Source organism: Pyrinomonas methylaliphatogenes, from assembly GCF_000820845.2.
Taxonomy (GTDB): domain Bacteria; phylum Acidobacteriota; class Blastocatellia; order Pyrinomonadales; family Pyrinomonadaceae; genus Pyrinomonas; species Pyrinomonas methylaliphatogenes.
On the sequence record NZ_CBXV010000004.1, the window covers coordinates 297,994 to 317,983 of the forward strand.

Consider the following 19,990-nt stretch of genomic DNA (forward strand, 5'->3'; position numbering starts at 1 on the left):
GCCTATCGAACGATGACCGGGCATCATCCGATAGGCGACCGGAGGCATCGCGCGGGTTAATTCTAGTCGATCATCGTTTGATGAGGACGAAGACATTGAATTGCGGTCCGGTTGGCGCTGGTGACTTCAGTCCGACCGGAGCGGCGACCGCAAGGCCGGTCATCGGAAGGCGCACCGCATTGCCGTCATATGTGCCTGCCAGCACGGGGGCGGCGAAATAGTTCTGCGCGTTACGAATCTCATACCGGTCGCCAACCTTCAACACCGAGCTGAGGTTCGCTTCGACGCTCGACCGTCCATCCCAGTTGTAGACGATGATGTGCGCGCGCGTTGGATCGTATTGATTTTGGCGCACGATGACGTTCGGTTGAGTCGGCTGCCCGACGGTTAAAGTCGAATGGGCGTCGAGATTGGTCATCGCTTGCCAGGCGAGCAGATCGCCGCGCGGCGAGTTAGCCGATTGCGAGATGAGAAACGGCGGTAGCGTCGCGCCCGGGAACTGGTAGTAAGTGTTCCAGTCCCAGCGGTAGTTCAACAGGTAAGGGAGCGCGCCGCCATCGAGGATCGTCACCTCGTTCGATCCGGCGATCAGGTTATTGGTCACCTCTAAGCTCTCCCACGGCAACACGTACAGCGGCCACCAGCCGCCGACGACCATGTTGCGTTTGAATGAGCCGTTCTCGGCGAACCCGTAGCCGAGCTGCACGTTTCGCGCCGTGTTGCCGTAATGATAGAAGTAGTTGTCGTCGATCTCGATGTTCTCGGCAGGCGTTCCGCCTCCGACGAGCAGATTCGGGACGAGTTCGCCACCCGCTGCCCCATTGCCGAAGACGACGTTGCCTTGAATGTAGAAGTTACGCAAACGCGCGTTCGCGGTCCCGTAACCGTGAATGCCGAAGCCGAACTGGTTGAAGACGATGTTGTCGATGAGACGTTTCGCCCCCGTGTCGTTCTGTACATAGATGCCATGTCCATGTCCGCGATCAGGGGCGAACCAACCGTTGTTGTAGATGATGTTGCCGTAAATTTCAGCATCCGGTGCGGCGGTTCCGGCGAAGATGCCGTTACCGTTGTCGTGGATGATGTTGTTGATCACTTTATGGCCCGGACCGGCGAGCATGATGCCATGCCCGCGACCGTAATAAGGGAACGATCCGGTCTCGCAGATCGTGCGCGGTCCGATCGCATCGGGGGCATAAGGGTTCGACGTGCAAGCGCCGCCATAATTAGTCCAGCTATATGAATTCATGATCTCAAGATCGCGCACGATCGTATACGCTCCTTGAAGCACCAGCGTATTAGCCATCGTCCGCGAACGGGCGTCGAGCGTCACACGCTCGCCGGGATAGGCCCGAACGGTGATCGGCGAAGTGGCTGTGCCGGTGAGCGTGCTGGTGAAACTACCGACGTAGACTCCGCCGCGGAGCCAAATGGTCGCGCCCGGTTTGACGGTCGAAGGTTGGGCCAGCGCCGTGGCCAGATCCCACGGTCGTTCTTGGCTCCCATCGCCCATCGGAGTGCCGTTCGGCGCGACGAAGAAGTCGGACCCGGTTGGTGTTGGAGATGGAACGGGGCTCGGTGTCGGTTGCGGAGTAGGAGTAGGAGTTGGAGTTGGAGTGGGCGTGGGCGTGAGTATTGGTTGGGTCGAGAGTTGTTCCGCGGTGATTCTGAGATAGTTGAAGTTCCCTGCGTATCCGGACCAGCCATTGCCGTCTACGACCAAACGCATCTTGTGCTGTCCGCCCGTCAACGGTACGCCGCGTTTAGTGACGGTTTGATAAGTTTGCCAGCCCTTTGTGTTAGGGATCGTCAGCGGTCCGGTGACGTCTACGCCATCGAATTCGATGTGAAATCTACCCCCTAGATCGACCGATGCGACGCGCGCTTCGATCGTGTACGTGCCGGAACTTGCGACGTTGACCGTATAGACGAGCCATTCACCTTGTCGCGTCCATCCGACATTGTAGCCGCCGCCGCTATCGCCACACGGTTCGATATCGACGCCCGTATTGCGGTAGCTGCCGCCCAGATTCGCTGCCTCTTCATCGTGATAAGCGTTCCCTTCGCCGCCTTGGTCGAAATCTTCGGCTTGGACGATGCCGGGCAGCGCGATGGGCGATCCGAAAAACGGCGTCGTCGCGGCCATCGCCCAAGCGAGATGCAGATCGTTTGTGCTGGCGATCAGCAAGATCAAAGATGCGCACAGCAGCAAGCCCGAAAAGCGTTTCATGATCTGTTTGATGCTCATCGCGCGGTCTTGAAGCGAGTTCACTTTGTGCGAAGCTGATCTCATCTATCTTCTAGGCCTCCCCAAAAGAATGCTTGTGTTTTCGTCGGACAATTACGGATGCGCTCCGTTTCATCTCGTGAAGATGTCCTGTGCGGAGAGTTCCGCTTGAGAACACACCTCCACGGGTCGGGATGTGGACACCCGGCGCTTTGGCGAGTTCCCGTGTCGAAGCTAAGGACGTTTCCGATGTCGGGGCTTTATGAGGGGCAAGCGAAGAGCGATGATAGGAGGACGCCCTTCGCCTGTCAACCGGTTTTTCCGCGATTTACGTGTATAAATCGATCAAAGTCGTGTAATTTCGCTTCTCCGACGACAATCGCTTGTCAGGTGAGGTGCCGCCGAATCGAGCTTCTTCTCCGGATTGCAATCTTGTCGCAACTGCTCGCAAATGCGTCTCAAGGAGCAAATTCTTGCGGCGACGATCAGCGCAGATATCGTCTCGAAGTTTGCAGCGATGGATTCAATTCATTGATTCGGACCGTGTTCTGTCGCCGCTCCGCTCGACGCTTCGGTCGGGCGAGGGCTCTTCCGGCGTGGACTTTCCCGGCATGTGAATTGCCCTAAGCGACGGGGCGCGGCGATCGAAAATCTTGTGGGGCGCGTTACGGGTTCATCGCGCGAGGGTTTTCGTCGAGTGTCCCCCCATCGTCCGCGCAAGAGACGGTTTCGCCTTTTCGAGGCTTCCCTGCGGGGTCGTAAAACGGGTCGAATGGCCCAGGCTGGCGAAGCTCTGCCCGTCGCGGGTCTACGTCCAATGGAAAGCGATCTTCTTTCGAAAAACTTATCGAGGTGATGGGGCGTTGAGTTCTGTCAAGACAAAAGCCAAGAAGAAAAAGAAGAAGACGGCGTTAGTGATATGCCGTAACGGTAAACAGTTCTGGACTACGCAAACGCAATTCTGGCAATGGATCAGAGATCGTGTCATCGCCAAAGTGGCGGACAATCCTCTCACCGGGGTCTTCTTCCGCGAGCACGAAGAGGTGATGGTCCTCGCGGCGCATACCGTGCTCAATCTTGCGGCGCCGAACCATTTGCGTGAAGCGTTGCGCGCACGGCGGATGATTTGCCGAAAGAGATGACGGCTTGACGGGGGCGGCTGTGGCTAGCTCGAGAGCGAGATGGACTCCGATCATCCTCGCGCTCATTTTGAACGTCCATGCGGAATGCGCGCTAGCGCAAACTGCTGCCGCGAGAGCGCGAACGGTTTTCGAATCGACGGTCGCGCGGTATTTGATCGGGGCGCGCGATGTGCTCGATATCAGAGTCTTCAGACGTCCTGAGCTTTCGCGCGACGCTGTACGTGTTGATGAGCGCGGGATGATTCAGATGCCGCTCATCGGCGAGGTGCAGGCGGCGTGTCGGACGGAAGGCGAAGTCGCCGCGGAGATCGCCGAGCGATATCGCCGTTACTTACGCCGTCCGCAGGTCGATGTCTTCATCAAGGAGTACAATTCGCAACAGGTGGCCATCATCGGTGCCGTCCGTGCGCCAGGCAGATTCCTCTTACAGCGACGCATACGCCTATTGGAATTGCTCTCGTTGGCCGGCGGACCAACTGACCGTGCCGGGCGGCGCTTGCAGATCATTCGCACCGCGGGTCCAGCGCCGTGCGCGGCAGAGGGCTCGGAAGACGAGGATGGCATCGTCTTCTACGATTTGAAAGATGCGTTACGCGGCGATTCCGATTCTAATCCGTATCTTCTTCCAGGTGATATCGTGACGTTGCCCGAGGCCGATCAGGTTTACATCGTCGGCAATGTGCTCCATCCGTCGGCGATCCCGCTCACCGAACAGATCACCGTTTCGCGCGCGATCGCCATAGCCGGCGGGACGCTGCCGGACACGAAAGCCGATCGCGTGCGCATCATTCGTCAGACGCCGACTGGCAAAACGGAGATCTACGTCGATTTGAAAGCGATCGATCGCCGACAGGCAGAGGACGTCGCGTTGCAGGCCAACGACATCATCGAAGTGCCGACTTCCGCTGGCAAACGCCTCATCCGTAGTCTGCTCGGCGGACTCGTGCCGAACGTCGGGATGTTGCCGGTGCGCGTCGTGCGTTAGTGAAAGGGCGGTTCAATTCAAATGATGAAGGGCGATCCAGAGAAGGAGCCGCAAAGCCTCATACGCTTGGATGCGTCGGCGCCTTACCCTAAGCTCTACGCTGATTACGATCATCGTTGGGAGAGGGAAGAGAGGACACAGCAAATCGTCGCCGGTTACTGGCGCGCGGTGCGGCGGTACTTGTGGCTAGTGATCGGTTTGGTCGCGCTCGCTGCAGCGGCGACGGCGATCTACATGGCGCGGCAGCCGGACCTATATCTCGCCAGAGCGCGCGTCGAGATCGGCTCAGAGGAGGATTCGGCGCTCAGCCTCTCTCCAACTGGTGGACCAGTGGTGATCAATCGTAGCAGCGATCCGACCTATTTCAGCACGCAGCTACAGATTCTGACCGGATCGCAACTGCTGCGGCGCGTCGTTCGCACGCTTGATCTCGAGCACAACCCGGAATTCTTGCGTCCGCGCGCGGTGCGCGATCTTTCGCCTTGGCTGAATCTGCGGCGCATGTTGATGCTGGGCACGGGCCAGGAGAAGAGCGCCGGGCAGCGCGGGACGAGAGGTCAGATGCCGCTGCCCAGTGAGATCGCGCCGGCCACAGAATCGCAGGATGATTTCGACGTCGCCATGCGATTGGATCCATATGTGAGGACGATCGCGAGCAGCTTGAAAGTCGATCCGGTCAAAGAGGTTCGGTTGCCCGTCAAGGAGACCCGACTGATCGACATCAGCTTTCGGCATCCGGACCCGTATGTCGCTGCAACCGTCGTCAACACCATCGCCGAAACTTACAAGCTCTCCAATCTGGAAAAAAGAACAAGCGCGCGCGCGACGACGAGCCAATTCTTGCAACGGCGAATCGCCGAGCTTCAGGCGCAGATTCGCGCTGGCGAAGCGCAGCTTCTCGCCTATTCCAAAAGCCATCAGATACTCTCGCTCGATCCGAGCCAGAACACGGTGGTCGAACGATTGGCCGGGTTGAATCGTCAATTGCTCGATGCGGAAAATGAGCGCAAATTGGCCGAAGCGGCCTATCTTGCCAGCTTGGAGCCGGGCGCCGCCGAGGCGATGGTGGAGAAAGAGGATGGCATCAGTGTCGCGGCCTTGAATAAGTTGACTGAACTGCGTCAGCGTCGTGCGCAACTACTGGTTGAAGCGACTGAGGAGATGCCGGAGGTTAAGGAGGTCAACGAGCAGATCGCGGAACTCGAGCGTCAAATCAACGAAGCGCGCGCGCGCGCCAAAGATGTCATGCTCACCAATCTGCGGACGCGCTATCGGCAGGCTCTGGCGCGCGAAGAGGCTTTGCGTCAAGCGTTCGACGAGCAGCGCGGTGAGACATTGACGCAGAACGAGGCGGCGATCAACTATCGCATCATCCAGCAGGAGATAGAGACCAATAAATCTCTGCTCGATAATCTCCTGCAACGCGCCAAAGAGAACGGCATGGCGATGGCCGGTGTGGCTAACAACATTCACATCGTGGAATACGCTTTCCCCCCGAACCGCCCCATCGGTCCGGCGCGCTTGCAGGCGGTCGGGCTCGCCATCGTGTTAGGGCTCGCCGTCGGGATCGGATTGGCGATCTTCCTCGATTATTTGGACGATAGTTTGCAATCCGCCGAAGAGGTGGAAAGGGAGTTGCACCTGCCGGCATTAGCGGCGATCCCGACCGTCTCCAGCCGGCGTTCGTTGTCCAAAGCGGTGGCCCTGCAAACGGATGGAACGGCGCACCCGGAGTTGTTGGTCGGCGACGGAGGCGAGTCGGGCCTGGCCGAGACCTATCGTCAGCTTCGCACTTCGGTTCTACTTTCGACGCCGGGACACGCGCCGAAGACGCTGCTCGTCGCCTCGAGCGCGGAAGCGGAAGGCAAGAGCACGGTGGCGGTCAATGTAGCGTTGATCCTTGCGCAGACCGGGGCGCAGGTCCTCTTGATCGACGCGGACATGCGCCGTCCGAAGCTTCATGAACTCTTTGGCTTGAAGAACGAACGCGGATTGAGCACGCTCCTTTCGAGCGAGATCCGCAACGGTGATGCCTTCAAATGCATCCACGACTCCGCAAGAGGAGTACAGGTGCTCACTTCTGGGCCACTGGCGCCCCACCCCGCAGAGTTGCTCGGTTCGGACCAGATGCGCGCTCTGCTCGAGGAGCTTCGCGCTCGCTTCGATTACATCATCGTCGATTCGCCGCCCATCGCCTATTTCACTGATGGCGTTGTCGTCGCCACGCTTGTCGATGGCGTGATGCTCGTCGTTCGGCGTGGTAAAAGCTCGCGTCGCATCGTTCGCCGCACACAGAAGATCCTGCACGATGTCGGTGCGCGGATCTTCGGCGTGGTGTTTAACCATGCCGGCATGCCCAGCGATGCGGCATATTACCGTTACAATCGTTAAAGCAAGGGATGGAGAGTCCGAAGCGCCGCTAGTTTGCGCTGAAAATAGAGGCGCGAGCGAGGGCGCCCCAGATGTGCGCGCGATTCTTATGGCAGCCGCGCAGCATGCTTCGATCTGAACGGAGCGACTGCGATAGTCGCCCGATCTCACGTCAATCCTTGTCATGTTCCGTCTCGCACGCGATGGAGAATGGCCGACGGGGAAGCGGGCGATCTTCTGGGGCGCGCTCGGCCTCATCCTCTTCGCGTCCATCCCTTATGGCACGGTCGGCACTTGGTGGGAGGCGGCGTTCGAGTGCGCCGCCTTCGCGCTCGGCCTCTTGTGGTTGATCGAAGGTTACGTGCGTGGGACGTGGCGGTTACGAGGCATGGATCTGCTGTTGCCGCTCGTCGGTGGCGTCGTCCTCGCATGCGTTCAGTGCTTCACCGGGCGAAGCGCCGATCCATACGGCACATGGTTGATCTTTCTCAAGCTCGCCGCGCTGACGCTCGTGTTCGCGTCGTTGCTCGCGTGCATGGACAGTTTAGGGCGTCTTCGTTTAGCGATTCATTTCATCATCGCGCTCGGCGTGGGGACGGCGCTCTTCGGCATCGCGAGACAGGTAGCGCAGCATCAGGCGCAGGGGTTTCTCCTCCCGCTGCTCAAGCCTGATGTCGGATATGCACAGTTCATCAACCGCGACCACTTCGCTTTTTTGATGGAGATGGTGTTCGGACTGCTCCTCGGATTGCTCTTCGGCAGGGCGATGGCGCCGCACCGCATGCTCGTTTACCTCGCCGCAGCGTTATTGGTTTGGGCTTCGCTCGTCTTTTCGAACTCACGCGGAGGGATCATCATCTCTTTCCTTCAGCTCAGCAGCGCTCTCGTCATTCGAGATCGGCTCGGGGCGCCGATCAAGGGCCGGGCGTTCTTCGGGCGTGTGCTTCTTGCCGTCTCTTTGCTCGCGGTGATGATGATAGGCGTCGTGTGGTTGGGCGGCGAGCGGTTGTTGGTCCGATTGGAATCGGAGCCGCTCGCGCGCGAATTGGGCGATGGAGTTGACAAGGTACGGCGCTTGGGGATCTGGCGCGCGACCTGCGAGTTGATCGCCGATCACCCGCTGTTGGGAGTCGGGTTCGGCGGCTACTGGACCGCCATCCCACGTTATTATCGCTACTCGGGAGAATGGGAACTATATCAAGCGCACAACGATTATCTGGAATTGCTGGCGAGCGGAGGCGTGGTTGGCGCTCTTCTTGGGGTATGGTTCTTCGCCGCGCTCGTTCGTCGGGCGAGGATCGCTTTCGCTTCCTCAGATCGATTCCGGCGGGCAGTTTGTTTCGGCGCAAGTCTAGGCATCTTCGGCGCGCTCATTCATAGCGCGGTCGATTACGGATTGCACATCACGATCAATGCGCTCGTCTTCTTGCTATTGGCGACGATCGTTGCGGTCGAAATAGATTCTCCTTCGGAAAGGTGGCACGGGAAATGTACAGAGGAGTTATCGTTAGTGTCATCGTCGTAAGTTTAATCTTCGGCGCACAGTTCGGCATCCGGGCGATCGCTTCGGGTGGAGACACAGCAGTGCGACCGAAAGGCGAATCGGCGAAAAGATTCAAAGCGATCGGAAAGCTGATCGTTTACGGCAACAAGAAGGTTCTCGTTGACGATCGTTTCGCTCCGTCCGGCACGACCATCTTCGACGGCGCGAAAGTACGCACGCTTGATGGGACCAGAGCCACTGTGCTCTTCGGCGCGCATGGGCGGCTCGATTTAGCGCCGCAAACCGAAACGCTCATTCGCTTCAGCGAATCGCAAGTCGAAGTCGATCTAGATCGCGGAGGTGTCATCTTGATGGCGCGAAAAGGATTGACGGGCAAGGTCAACACGACGCAAAAACTCGTCGCCGTAGCAGAAGCGAAGGATGGCGATTCGGATGAGGCGACGGTCGATGTCTACGTCGATGAGCGTGGCCCGATCGTCAACCAAGGGGCGGCGGCAAAGGCGGGAGCCGTCGGGGCGCTTGGTTCATCCGCGCTCGCTTTGATCCAAGGTGCGGGCGCGCCACTTTGGCTTGCGCTCGGCGCGACCGCTTTCGTGATGAGCGAAACGGTCGTCAGTGAGGAACGTCCGACCGCCGTAAGTGCGGCGGCGCCTTGATGATCGTCATTGGACGTATAAGGCGCGCATTCGTGCGAACCGTCGGGCGAGTGCGTGGGTTGACGGGGGCCACCCGTGCGTGTCGCGTTCCTTTTGAGCGGGATGGTGCTCTTTTCGACCGGCATGTTGGCTGCGGGGCGTGCCGGATTGGGGCGGTTGCTGGCTGCCTACGGAGTGGCGTCGGCCTCATCTTGGGCGGTCGAACTGGCTGTGCGCGTGAACGCGGCGGACCCGGAAACGCATTACGCACGCGCCAATCTGCTGGCTTCCGCTGGCGATTTCGAGGAGGCCAGCCGTGAGATGGAGACGGCCATCGCGCTTCGTCCGCAGGACTATTTTCTGTGGTTGGCGCTCGGTGATTTGCGCGAGCGAGCGGGTGATGCGGATGGCGCGCGTTTGGTTTTCGCGCGCGCCAAAGAGTGTGCGCCGTACTATGCGCAGCCCTATTGGCAGATGGGCAATCTACTGTTACGTCGCGGGGAACGCGAACAAGCCTTTGTCGAGATCGCCGGCGCGATCGAACGCGATCCGCAACTGCTTGACATCTCTTTGTATTTGGCGTGGAACGCTTATGCGGGTGATGCGGAGGCGGTCGCACGCGCGTTGCGTTTAGATGCGCTTGATGGATCGGCGGCGTTGGCCTTCGCGCGCTTCTTGATCGAGCGCGGCCAGCCCTCAGAAGCGGTCGCGTTCTTCGGCACGGCGCGCGGCGCACATGATGAACGGAAGCGCCAAGAAATACTCCGCGCTCTCGTCCATGCCGGATATTTCGCCGAGGCGGTAAGACTTCGTCCCGAAGCGAAGAGCGAGCGCGAGGAGATGCCATTTATGATCGGCGAAGAATCGAGCGATCCGTTCGGTTGGGAGCTGGTGCGTGGAAGCGAGCGCGCGCGTGCCATTCTCGATCAGCCTGCGGGCCGCGCCGGAAGTGGCGCGTTGCGCCTTGAGTTCAATGGCGAGTCGGATCCAGATATGGCGCTGGCGATGCGGACACTTTTGGTCCAGCCGGAGACTGCGGCGCGATTGCATTTCGCCGCACGTGTGGAAGATGTCGTAACTGGCGGGGCGCCAATCGTCGTCGTCACGGATGCCGCGACGGGACGGACGCTCGCCGCATCCGACCCGATTTCAGATGACGGATGGCGCGATCATGAGTTAACTTTCAACATTCCGGCGGGCACGCATGCCGTGCGCATCATCGTTCGTCGCCAACGTTGTGCGCAAATGCCGTGTCCTGCCTTTGGGCGCGTCTGGTTAGACTCATTCTCGCTCGTGTCGCATGCGTCCGGAATGTGAACTCTCATGATCGAGCGCGATGGAAGGTACGAAGACCGAACCGAAGTGCGATTCTGATTTCATCACTGCCGAACGGCAGCGCCTTTTGCGCGAGTACGAGCGGCGCGAAACGGCCATCGGAGCGGACCGCTATGCGCCTTGGCAACCGGCTGAGATATTGCTGCGCGATGAGAGGAAGCGGCTCGCCGCGGCAATGCTGCAGCGCGTCCACGCCTTTCCGCAAGCCGGGGATCAGTGTTTGGAGATCGGCTATGGCGCTCTCGGTTGGCTCGGTGAATTGATCTCGTGGGGAGTGAAAGAGGTTGATTTACACGGCATCGAGTTGAATGCGAGGCGCGCGCAGCAGGCGCAAGAGCGATTACCGCGCGCGGATCTTCGCATTGGCGATGCCGCCGCTCTTCCTTGGGAAGACGAAACGTTCCATTTGGTGATCGTTTCCACGGTCTTCTCCTCGATACTCGATGCACAAGTGCGCCATATCATCGCGCGCGAGATAACGCGCGTCGTGCGACCGGGCGGCGCTCTCCTCTGGTACGATCTAGCTGTCAACAATCCGCGAAACCATCATGTGCGGGGGATCAAGAAAGATGAACTGCGCCGGCTCTTCCCGCGGTTTCGCGGAGAGATAAAGCGCGTGAGCTTGGCCGCACCGCTTGCTCGCCTCATCGCCCCGCGAAGCTGGACGCTGGCGACGGCGCTCGGAGCGATACCGCTGTTGCGCACGCATCTGCTGGCTGTGCTGATCAAGCCGCGCTGATCTCGATCCTTGGTCCGAAAGAGAAGATGGCGCGAGAAGTCTGCTGGTCAGTGAGACGGCGGCGACTGATCGACGGATGGACGCATGCTAGAACAGTCAAAATCAGGGCTCGCGCAAGCGCGCGAGCGTCTGCCGGAATTCAGGATCGGTCCATCGGGTGATTGGGTTGCGCTCAAACTGCGCGACTTGTGGGAATATCGCGAGTTGCTTTACTTCCTCATCTGGCGCGATGTCAAAGTGCGTTATAAGCAAACGCTGCTCGGCGCAGCATGGGCGATCATCCAACCTTTCATGACGATGATCATCTTCAGCCTCTTCTTCGGGCGACTGGCGCGTATGCCTTCAGACGGCATCCCTTATCCGGTCTTCAGCTATGCGGCGCTAGTGCCATGGATGTTCTTCGCATATGGCTTGAACCAAGCGGCCAATAGTTTGGTGGGAAGCGCTAATTTGATTAGGAAAGTCTATTTCCCGCGCTTGATCATCCCGCTGGCAGTCGTGCTATCGGGCGCGCTCGATTTCGCGTTGGCCTTCACCGTGTTGCTTGGGATGATCTTTTACTACGGCATCGCGCCGACGGCGAATGCGCTCTGGTTGCCCCTCTTCTTCTTGCTCGCGGCGATGACCTCTCTTGGAGCCGGATTGTGGTTCTCAGCTCTGAACGTCGAGTATCGCGATGTGCGGTTCGCGTTGCCGTTCTTTACGCAGTTTTGGATGTTTGCGACGCCGATCGCCTATCCGAGCAGTCTGCTCTCTGAACCGTGGCGCACGCTCTTCGGCGTGAATCCGATGGTCGGCGTCGTCGAAGGTTTCCGCTGGGCGCTGCTCGGCGCAAACACGCGCCCGGGCCCCATGATTTTGGTCTCCGCCGCCGCTGCCGCGCTGTTACTTGTGAGCGGCGCTCTCTACTTCCGGCGCATGGAGAAGACATTCGCCGATCTCGTCTGAAATCTCGATGAACGCTTTTCGCGCGCAATTCGGCGGACGCTTGGCGGCGGACGGCGGTCGATGTCTGATTATCGGCGAAGTGGCTCAGGCGCATGATGGCAGTCTCGGCATGGCGCACGCTTTCATTGACGCTATCGCCGATGCGGGCGCGGATGCCGTCAAATTCCAAACGCACATTGCCGATGCTGAAAGTTCTCCGCTCGAGCCGTGGCGCGTCAAATTCAGTCTGCAGGATGAGACGCGCTACGACTATTGGAGGCGGATGGAGTTCACTGAAGAGCAATGGACGGGGTTGCGCCGCCATGCGCAGGAGCGCGGCTTGTTGTTTTTGAGTTCGCCTTTCTCGCTCGAGGCCGTCGAGCTATTGGAGCGCGTTGGCGTCGCGGTTTGGAAGGTCGCTTCCGGGCAGGTGACCGACGCGCCGGTGATCGAACGGATCGCGCGATCCGGCAAGCCCATTCTAGTTTCAACCGGGATGAGCGCGCTCGCTGAGACGGATCGCCTCATCGCGCGTTTGCAAGAACTTAGTTCATCGTTCGCCGTCATGCAGTGTAGTTCGATCTATCCATGTCCGCCGGAGCGCGTCGGTCTCAATATGATCCCGTTCTTTCGCGCGCGTTACTCGTGTCCCGTAGGGCTATCGGATCATTCCGGGACGATCTATGCAGGTTTAGCGGCGACCACGTTGGGTCTCGATGTGCTCGAGGTTCACGTCACCTTGAGCCGCGAGATGTTCGGTCCAGATGTCGCCTCGTCCGTGACGACGCGCGAGTTGCGACAGTTGATCGAAGGGGTGCGGTTCATCGAACGGATGCTGGCCCATCCGCTCGACAAAGATGGCGCAGCCGAAGAACTCGGGCAGATGCGCCGCATCTTTACCAAAAGTCTCGCCGCGCGCGCGCATCTGCCGGCGGGAACCGTCCTGCGAGCCGAACATTTGACGGGCAAAAAGCCAGGCGTCGGCATCCCAGTGGGACGGCTGAACGAAGTGATCGGTCGGCGCACGCGGCGCGAAATAAGGGCAGGCGAATTGTTGTTCGAAGCGGATATCGAAGCGTGAACCGGCCTCTCCGAAGTTGCATCTCGTTGAAGCTGCTCTCTGACTCAACGTCGCTCATCGGAAAGCGATTTGACATTCGATTCAGATATGCGAAAAAGGCGAAAGCGGCGGATCTGCGTGGTCATCACGGCGCGTCCGAGTTACAGCCGGATCAAATCGGCGCTGCGAGCGATTCAGGCGCATCCCGAACTCGAATTGCAATTGGTGGTCGCCGCTTCCGCGTTGCTCGACCGTTACGGTATGGTCGCGCGGCAGATGGCCGATGATGGGTTCGAGATCGCGGCGCGCGTCTACATGGTGCTCGAAGGCGAAAATCTGGCGGCGATGGCGAAGACGACCGGGCTCGGTCTGCTGGAGTTGGCGACCGTCTTTGACAACTTAAAACCGGATGCGGTCGTCACCATCGCTGATCGGTATGAGACGCTCGCTACTGCCATCGCCGCCGCTTACATGAACGTTCCCGTAGTTCACGTCCAAGGCGGAGAGGTGACCGGTTCGATTGACGAGAAGGTGCGTCACGCCGTCACGAAGCTCGCCGATCTGCATCTGGTGGCGACTGAACGGGCGCGCGAGCGCGTCATCAGGATGGGCGAGGACCCGACGAGCGTGCACGTCACGGGCTGTCCCTCGATTGATCTTGCGGCGGAGGTGTTGCGCGATCCGACGCTTAACTTCGATCCCATCGCGAAATACGGCGGCGTCGGCGCGCCGCTCGATCTTGCGCGCGGCTATCTCGTCGTGATGCAGCATCCGGTGACGACCGAATATGAGCTGGCCCGGCGGCACGTTTGGGAGACGCTTTGCGCCGTGCGCGATTCCGCCTTGCCGACGCTGTGGTTCTGGCCCAATGCGGATGCCGGATCGGACGGCGCATCTGGCGCCATTCGCGCTTTTCGTGAGAACGAACGACCGCGGAATATACGCTTCTTCAAAAACATGGCGCCGGACGATTTCCTTCGCTTGATCTACAACTGCCGGTGCTTGATTGGTAATTCGAGCGTTGGAATCCGCGAGTGCGCTTACCTCGGCGTGCCGGTCATCAACATCGGATCGCGGCAGGATGGGCGCGAGCGTGGGCGCAACGTGCTCGATGTCGGCTACGGTCGGCGAGCGATCATTGAAGCGCTCGCACGACATTTGGGCAACGGGCGTTATCCATCCGATCCGCTCTACGGCGACGGGCGCGCCGGTCAACGAATCGCTGAACGATTGGCGCAAGAGCCGCTGCGCATCGAAAAGAGATTGACTTACTGATGCGCGCCGAAGCCTTATCCGTGATCTTTCCAATTAGTTGAGAGAGAAGATGCGCGTCCTCGGGATCGTGCCGGCGCGCGGCGGCTCGCGCGGCATCCGGCGCAAGAACATACGCCGCTTGAACGGCACGCCGCTTCTACAGTACACGGCGGAAGCGGCGCTCGCTTCGCGCCGTTTGTCGCGCGTCATCCTCAGCACGGAAGATGATGAGATCGCCGAAGTCGGTCGCCGGTGCGGATTGGAGGTCCCTTTCCGTCGTCCATTGGAGCTGGCCGAAGATGCGACGCCGATGCTGCCCGTCATCCGTCATGCCGTCCATTATCTCGAAGAGCGCGGAGACTTCTTCGACGCCGCATGCGTGCTGCAACCGACCAACCCTTTGCGCCGCCCGGAGTTGATCGACGCGTGCATCGAGTTTCTCGAAGAAGGCGGTTTCGATGCGGTCATGACGGTGTTGCCCGTGCCCGCCGAATACAATCCGCACTGGGTCTATCTTTGCGCCGCAGACGGCACGCTGCGCTTGAGCACGGGCGAGCGCGACCCTCTGCCGTGTCGGCAACAGCTGCCACCCGCTTTTCATCGCGACGGATCGGTCTATGTGGTCCGCCGCGATGTGTTGATCTTGCGAAACAGTTTATACGGAGAACGGCTCGGCGGTTATCAACTCGACCCTCGCGAGAGCGTCAACATAGATGAGCCGGAGGATTGGCGACGCGCCGAAAGACTCATGGCGCAACGCTCGAACCGGGTCGAATGAGACGCACAATGGGATGTAAAGCGTTTCGCTGCAGGCATTCTGAAAGAGCCGCCGCTAGCGCTTTCTACGCTCTATCATCAATCAAGAACAGGTAAGGATGGCGTGATCGAACATGAAAGAGATGGATCGGCAGCAAGAGGAGACATTGGCCTACTTTCGCCGCGCCGCTGGGGAGTGGCGACGAAGGGCTGAAGGCAGCGTGCCGCGTAAAGTCAACGTCATCAAACAGCGCAATGATTACGTGTTGCGCGTCGCGCAAGAGCGCGCGCGGACTGCGTGCGCTCTCGACGTCGGGTGCGGGACGGGCGAACTAGTTTGCGAGCTTGCCCGTCGCGGCATCGAGGCGGTTGGCGTCGATTTCGCCGCTGAGATGATCGCGTTGGGCAGGCGGAAGGCCGAGGACGAGGGGATCGCCAATGCCCGGTTTGTCCACGCTTCGATCTTCGAGTACGACCCCGAAAGCAACCGCTTCGATCTCGTTTCGGCCAATGGCTTCATCGAATACATCTCGCCTGCTGAACTTGGCGAGTTCATTCGCCGCGCTCGCGCCCTTCTCGCCGCGGGCGGTTCGCTCGTCATGGGATCACGCAACCGTCTGTTCAATGCTTTTTCGCTCAACGAATACACGAAGATGGAGATTGACAGAGGGGCGTACGAGCGGCTCGTCGCCGAATCGCTCATCTGGGCGGACGCTTCTTCGTTCGAAGAAGCGCGTGATTCGCTGCTTGCGCGTGATGGGAAGTTGCCTTCGATCGATCGCCATCCGCTGACCGGCATCGGCGTTCATACGCGCCACCAGTACACGCCGGGCGAATTGATTCGCCGCTTGACCCGCGCCGGATTCGAGCCGGTCGGCATCCGCGCCGTCCACTATCACGCCGCGCCGCCGCGCTTTGCGCGCGAGCATCCGGACGCGCACGTCCAGTTCGCCGAGACGATGAACGCTTACGCGCCCGCTTGCTTGTGCCTCATCCCGTTCTCCTCATCCTTCATGATCCACGCGGTGCGGAGTTAGGACAGCAGATTGAGCGTTTGAAGAATCTGATAACTCATGATCCACGCGGTGCGGAGTTAGGGCATAGTGGGGCAACCGTCATGCGCTATTCGTCCGATCTCGCCGAAGGGAGCGCGCCCGGCGCCGACGTTTCAGACACTTGGGGAGGCTTTTAGATGGCGATGGGAACGGTGACGATCGTGATGTACCACTACGTGCGCGATCTTCGGCGTTCGCGTTATCCGCGCCTTAAGGCGCTGGATCTCGATCTTTTCCGCGAACAACTCGCGTACATCAAGCGTCACTATGTGATCATCACGATGGAAGAGTTGATCTTCGCTGTCGAGCAAAGGCGCGGCGCGTGGAGGCTGCCGCCGAACGCCGCGCTGTTGACTTTCGACGATGGCTATCTGGACCATTTCATTAACGTTTTCCCGCTGCTCGATGAGATGCGGGTACAGGGGAGTTTCTTCCCGCCGGCGCGGGCGATTCGCGAGCGCAAAGTTCTCGATGTCAACAAGATCCATTTCGTCCTCGCGGCGTGCGAGGACCCCAGCGAAATCGCCGATACGGTCTGGCGCGCAGGCGCGGCGCATGGCCTTGATCTTGCCGTCGCGAACGAGCGGGCGCCAAAGTCACGGCACGACCGGCCCGAAGTCGCCTTCATCAAAAGGGCGCTGCAATCGGAGTTGCCTCGCGAAGTGCGCGCGCCGCTCTTGGATAAACTGTTCGCGCGTTACGTGACCGAAGATGAGGCGGCTTTCGCCGCAGAGCTCTACATGAACGTCGATCATTTGCGGTGCCTGATGCGCCATGGAATGTTCATCGGGTGCCATTCGGACGATCATGTTCGACTCGGTCAGCTCGATGCGGAAGAACAAGCGCGGCAGATAGACGGGGCGTTGGAGTTTCTCGTGGAGATAGGCGTTGATCTCGATGGTTGGGTGATGTGTTATCCATACGGCGATGTGAACGAGACGTTGTTGGAGATTCTGCGAGCGCGTCGTTGCCGGATCGGTCTGACGACCCGCGTTGGATTGGCCGGAGCCGAAAACGATCCGCTTCTTCTGCCGCGTCTTGACACGAACGATCTGCCGAAGCGAGCCGACGCTCCGCCGAACCAGTGGGCCACGCACGCTGGACTCAACGGCTACGCCTCACAAGGGGGCAGGTGATGTGCGGGATTGCCGGACTTTTCGGGTTGAAGTGCGCCGCGACGAAGATCGCCGGAATGGTCGCGCTCCAACGTCATCGCGGACCGGACGGGTGCGGTTTCTACTTCGATCCCAATGGCGTCGCCATGTTGGGCCACAACCGCTTAAGCATCATCGATCTATCCGAAGCGGGCGCGCAGCCGATGATGGATTGCACAGGGCGTCTGCACATCGCCTTCAACGGCGAGATCTACAACTACCGCGAACTACGTCAAGAGTTGCGCGATTATCCGTATCGCAGCCAGACCGATACGGAAGTCATCTTGGCGGCGTACGCCCGTTGGGGCGAAGCGTGCCTCGATAGGTTCATCGGCATGTTCGCTCTGCTCATTTGGGATGAGCGAGAGAAACGGTTGTTCGCCGCGCGCGACCGGTTCGGCGTCAAACCGCTCTACTACCATCAGCGACCCGACGGAGCGTTGATGGTTGCCAGCGAGATACGGACGCTGCACGCGGCGGGAGTCGCGCCCGAACCGGACGCAAGAACGTGGGCTGATTATCTCGCGCACGGATTGTCTGATCACTCAACGCGCACTTTCTGGGAGGGGATCGAAGCGCTCGCGCCCGGCCACTGTTTGACGTGGCAGAACGGTTGCACGCGAGTGCGATGTTGGTATGACCTTGTCGAACGCGCGGGAAGCGATCTGGACCGGCGTCCTGTTAGGGAAGTCGAAGAGGAGTATCTCGCCCTGTTGACCGAAAGCGTGCGACTGCGTTTTCGCTCTGACGTCCCGGTCGGGATAAATCTGAGCGGCGGCCTCGACTCCTCAACCCTGTTCGGACTGGTCCAGTTGACGCAAGAAGGGGGATCGGTCAAAGCCTTCACTTACGTGACGGGCGATCCGCGATACGATGAACTCCCCTGGGTAGAGCAGATGCTTCAGCGCACGCAGCATGAATCGGTCATCTGTCGTTTGGAACCGGAGACGGTTCCGCAACTGGCTGCCGCCGTCTTTGCCCATCAAGATGAACCGTTCGGCGGTTTGCCGACGCTCGCTTATGCGCAACTTTGCGCGCGCGCTCGTGCCGAGGGCGTCATCGTTCTGCTTGATGGTCAAGGGATGGATGAGCAGTGGGCTGGCTACGACTACTATGCGACGGATGACGAAGAACGATTGGTGCAGGGGACGACCGGAAAGAGCGTGCGCCCGGATTGTTTGACTGATGAGTTCAAGTGGTTGGCCGAATCGCTCTCTTCGCCGCAGCCGTTTCCAGATCGGCTGCGCAATCTCCAGTACCGCGACATCCGTTACACCAAAATGCCCAAAGCGTTACGCTTCAACGATCGAGCGTCGATGCAGGCGTCGGTCGAACTGCGCGAACCCTTCTTAGATCATCGTCTGTTCGAACTGGCTTTGAGGCAACCTATCGAAAGGAAGATGCAAACCGGAGTGCGCAAATGGTTGTTGCGCAAAATAACCAGAAGATTGTTACCTGAAGGCGTCGTCGAGGCGCCCAAACGCCCGTTGCAGACGCCGCAGCGCGAATGGTTGCGCGGCGAATTGCGTGACTGGGCCAGTGCGCAGATCGAGGCCGCTTTGACGGGCAACAGTTGGTTAAAGGCATCATCGGTGCGCGCCGCATGGCGCGAATACTGTGCCGGAGAGAGCGACAACAGTTTCTACGTCTGGCAATGGATCTCCTTGGGACTCGCCTCCACCGAGCGCCGACGTCTGTTGAATTGTCTAGCGCATTTCGCTCCCGAAGATTGCGTGAAGGAAACGACATGCGCCGTGTGATCGCTCCTTTCCCAAAAGCCATCTCCGCTGCATGGGGACGGAGGCGGCGAGCGGAAGATAGTAAATCCTCGTTCGGATGGTGTTTCGCATGGGCTGTGAACTGGTTTCGATCATCATACCGTGTTATCGGCAGGCGCGATATTTGGGCCAGGCCATTTGCAGCGCGCTCGCGCAGACCTATCCTCATGTGGAGGTGATTGTCGTCGATGATGGGTCGCCGGATGAGGCGGCGGAGGTGGCCAGTCGGTATGTTGGGGTGCGTTTGATCAGGCAAGCGAATCGTGGGGTTGCGGCAGCGCGCAACGTTGGGTTACTGGCGAGCGGAGGAGAGTATGTGATCTTTTTGGATGCGGATGATAGGTTGTTGGAGCGTGGGGTAGAGGTTGGAGTTGAAGCGTCAAGATCCCATCCGTATTGCGCGTTTGCTTGGGGCATGTGCCGCCACATTGCTGCGGATGGTTCGCCCGTCCCGTTCCGGCAGAAGCCACGCATCGAGGCGAATTACTACGCGGAGCTACTACGGAACAACTACATTCGCACGCCCGCGACCGTGATCTATCGTCGTTGGGTGTTTGATGAGGTTGGCTTGTTCGATGAATCGTTGCATGGACCGGAAGATTACGATCTCAATCTACGCATCACGCGCCGCTTCCCGGTCTATTGTCACGGCCAAACGGTCGCCGAATATCGCATCCACACGGCTTCGGCGTGTCATGATTCGACGCGCATGTTCGCCGAGACGCTCGCCGCGCTTCGCTCGCAGTGGCCATATGTCAGAGGGCATGGGGAACATGAGGCGGCTTATCGCGAGGGCTGGCGAGCGTGGTGTCAGCTCTTTGGCAACCGCATCATGGATGAATTGCTCTTGCGGCGCGGCTTGAAGGTGACAGCGCGCGGTTTGGGGTTGCTATTTCGCTACTATCCGCGGGGCGTCGCCTACCGGCTCTGCCGCGAACTGCATCGCGCCATGATCGGATGAAGGCTTTTCGTCGTCACTCGGAAGATTAGCGCATTTCGCGAGTGGGCGAAGATGCCTCTACGAATCACCGTAGAGATGTTCGGTTCCCCTGGGCGACGATACCTTGCA

The 19,990-nt window shown here is 59.6% G+C and carries 16 protein-coding genes; 15 read left to right on the top strand and 1 reads right to left on the bottom strand.

What is annotated here, in order from left to right:
* Positions 1-70 precede the first annotated feature (70 nt).
* A complete protein-coding gene (locus tag PYK22_RS05820; protein ID WP_162199802.1) occupies positions 71-2,248 on the bottom strand; it encodes a carbohydrate-binding protein in 2,178 nt (725 codons plus the stop codon).
* Between the two features lie 842 nt (positions 2,249-3,090).
* Here PYK22_RS05820 and PYK22_RS05825 point away from each other — a divergent pair.
* The 15 genes from PYK22_RS05825 (at position 3,091) to PYK22_RS05895 (ending at position 19,882) form a co-directional block, all read left to right on the top strand.
* Positions 3,091-3,369: a hypothetical protein gene (locus tag PYK22_RS05825; protein ID WP_041975206.1), complete on the top strand. Its 279-nt coding sequence runs from the start codon at positions 3,091-3,093 to the stop codon at positions 3,367-3,369.
* A 19-nt stretch (positions 3,370-3,388) separates the two neighbouring features.
* Positions 3,389-4,354, top strand: a complete 966-nt coding sequence (locus PYK22_RS16465; protein ID WP_060635381.1) for a polysaccharide biosynthesis/export family protein — start codon at positions 3,389-3,391, stop codon at positions 4,352-4,354.
* 24 nt (positions 4,355-4,378) lie between these two features.
* Positions 4,379-6,745 (top strand): GumC family protein, encoded by a 2,367-nt coding sequence (locus PYK22_RS05835; protein WP_162199803.1) that lies wholly within the window; start codon positions 4,379-4,381, stop codon positions 6,743-6,745.
* A 163-nt stretch (positions 6,746-6,908) separates the two neighbouring features.
* Entirely contained in the window at positions 6,909-8,249 is a 1,341-nt protein-coding gene (locus tag PYK22_RS05840; protein ID WP_041975209.1) for an O-antigen ligase family protein, read from the top strand.
* Positions 8,213-8,884 carry a hypothetical protein gene (locus PYK22_RS05845; protein ID WP_157770697.1) on the top strand — a complete coding sequence of 224 codons (672 nt, stop codon included), beginning with the start codon at positions 8,213-8,215 and terminating at the stop codon, positions 8,882-8,884. The genes PYK22_RS05840 and PYK22_RS05845 overlap by 37 nt, the downstream gene beginning before the upstream one ends.
* A 102-nt stretch (positions 8,885-8,986) precedes the next feature.
* Positions 8,987-10,180 (top strand): tetratricopeptide repeat protein, encoded by a 1,194-nt coding sequence (locus PYK22_RS05850; RefSeq protein ID WP_041975211.1) that lies wholly within the window; start codon positions 8,987-8,989, stop codon positions 10,178-10,180.
* A gap of 19 nt (positions 10,181-10,199) precedes the next feature.
* A complete protein-coding gene (locus tag PYK22_RS05855) occupies positions 10,200-10,937 on the top strand; it encodes a class I SAM-dependent methyltransferase (RefSeq protein WP_060635382.1) in 738 nt (245 codons plus the stop codon).
* An 84-nt stretch (positions 10,938-11,021) separates the two neighbouring features.
* Positions 11,022-11,885, top strand: coding sequence for an ABC transporter permease (locus PYK22_RS05860; RefSeq protein ID WP_041975212.1), 864 nt, complete (start codon positions 11,022-11,024; stop codon positions 11,883-11,885).
* Positions 11,886-11,892: 7 nt separating this feature from the next.
* The gene (locus PYK22_RS05865) at positions 11,893-12,945 is read left to right on the top strand and encodes an N-acetylneuraminate synthase family protein (protein ID WP_041975213.1); all 1,053 of its coding nucleotides are present in this window, start codon (positions 11,893-11,895) and stop codon (positions 12,943-12,945) included.
* Positions 12,946-13,032: 87 nt separating this feature from the next.
* The gene (gene neuC / locus PYK22_RS05870; protein WP_041975215.1) at positions 13,033-14,199 is read left to right on the top strand and encodes a UDP-N-acetylglucosamine 2-epimerase; all 1,167 of its coding nucleotides are present in this window, start codon (positions 13,033-13,035) and stop codon (positions 14,197-14,199) included.
* A 49-nt stretch (positions 14,200-14,248) separates the two neighbouring features.
* On the top strand, positions 14,249-14,956 hold the full coding sequence (locus PYK22_RS05875) for an acylneuraminate cytidylyltransferase family protein (RefSeq protein ID WP_041975216.1): 708 nt from the start codon (positions 14,249-14,251) through the stop codon (positions 14,954-14,956).
* 112 nt (positions 14,957-15,068) lie between these two features.
* Entirely contained in the window at positions 15,069-15,971 is a 903-nt protein-coding gene (locus PYK22_RS16470; protein WP_060635383.1) for a class I SAM-dependent methyltransferase, read from the top strand.
* Positions 15,972-16,126: 155 nt separating this feature from the next.
* The gene (locus tag PYK22_RS05885; RefSeq protein WP_041975217.1) at positions 16,127-17,125 is read left to right on the top strand and encodes a polysaccharide deacetylase family protein; all 999 of its coding nucleotides are present in this window, start codon (positions 16,127-16,129) and stop codon (positions 17,123-17,125) included.
* Positions 17,125-18,903, top strand: coding sequence for an asparagine synthase (glutamine-hydrolyzing) (asnB, locus tag PYK22_RS05890; protein WP_060635384.1), 1,779 nt, complete (start codon positions 17,125-17,127; stop codon positions 18,901-18,903). The genes PYK22_RS05885 and asnB overlap by 1 nt, the downstream gene beginning before the upstream one ends.
* Positions 18,904-18,991: 88 nt before the next feature.
* Positions 18,992-19,882 carry a glycosyltransferase gene (locus PYK22_RS05895; protein ID WP_060635385.1) on the top strand — a complete coding sequence of 297 codons (891 nt, stop codon included), beginning with the start codon at positions 18,992-18,994 and terminating at the stop codon, positions 19,880-19,882.
* The last annotated feature ends 108 nt before the right edge of the window (positions 19,883-19,990 follow it).

Coding starts and splice junctions, on each gene's coding strand:
- PYK22_RS05885 (WP_041975217.1), top strand. CDS start 16,127: ATGGCGATGGGAACGGTGACGATCGTGATGTACCACTACGTGCGCGAT.
- PYK22_RS05855 (WP_060635382.1), top strand. CDS start 10,200: ATGGAAGGTACGAAGACCGAACCGAAGTGCGATTCTGATTTCATCACT.
- PYK22_RS05860 (WP_041975212.1), top strand. CDS start 11,022: ATGCTAGAACAGTCAAAATCAGGGCTCGCGCAAGCGCGCGAGCGTCTG.
- PYK22_RS05845 (WP_157770697.1), top strand. CDS start 8,213: ATGTACAGAGGAGTTATCGTTAGTGTCATCGTCGTAAGTTTAATCTTC.
- PYK22_RS05875 (WP_041975216.1), top strand. CDS start 14,249: ATGCGCGTCCTCGGGATCGTGCCGGCGCGCGGCGGCTCGCGCGGCATC.
- PYK22_RS05850 (WP_041975211.1), top strand. CDS start 8,987: ATGGTGCTCTTTTCGACCGGCATGTTGGCTGCGGGGCGTGCCGGATTG.
- PYK22_RS05820 (WP_162199802.1), bottom strand. CDS start 2,248: ATGAGCATCAAACAGATCATGAAACGCTTTTCGGGCTTGCTGCTGTGC.
- PYK22_RS05840 (WP_041975209.1), top strand. CDS start 6,909: ATGTTCCGTCTCGCACGCGATGGAGAATGGCCGACGGGGAAGCGGGCG.
- PYK22_RS05865 (WP_041975213.1), top strand. CDS start 11,893: ATGAACGCTTTTCGCGCGCAATTCGGCGGACGCTTGGCGGCGGACGGC.
- PYK22_RS16470 (WP_060635383.1), top strand. CDS start 15,069: ATGAAAGAGATGGATCGGCAGCAAGAGGAGACATTGGCCTACTTTCGC.
- PYK22_RS05895 (WP_060635385.1), top strand. CDS start 18,992: ATGGGCTGTGAACTGGTTTCGATCATCATACCGTGTTATCGGCAGGCG.
- PYK22_RS05835 (WP_162199803.1), top strand. CDS start 4,379: ATGAAGGGCGATCCAGAGAAGGAGCCGCAAAGCCTCATACGCTTGGAT.
- asnB (WP_060635384.1), top strand. CDS start 17,125: ATGTGCGGGATTGCCGGACTTTTCGGGTTGAAGTGCGCCGCGACGAAG.
- neuC (WP_041975215.1), top strand. CDS start 13,033: ATGCGAAAAAGGCGAAAGCGGCGGATCTGCGTGGTCATCACGGCGCGT.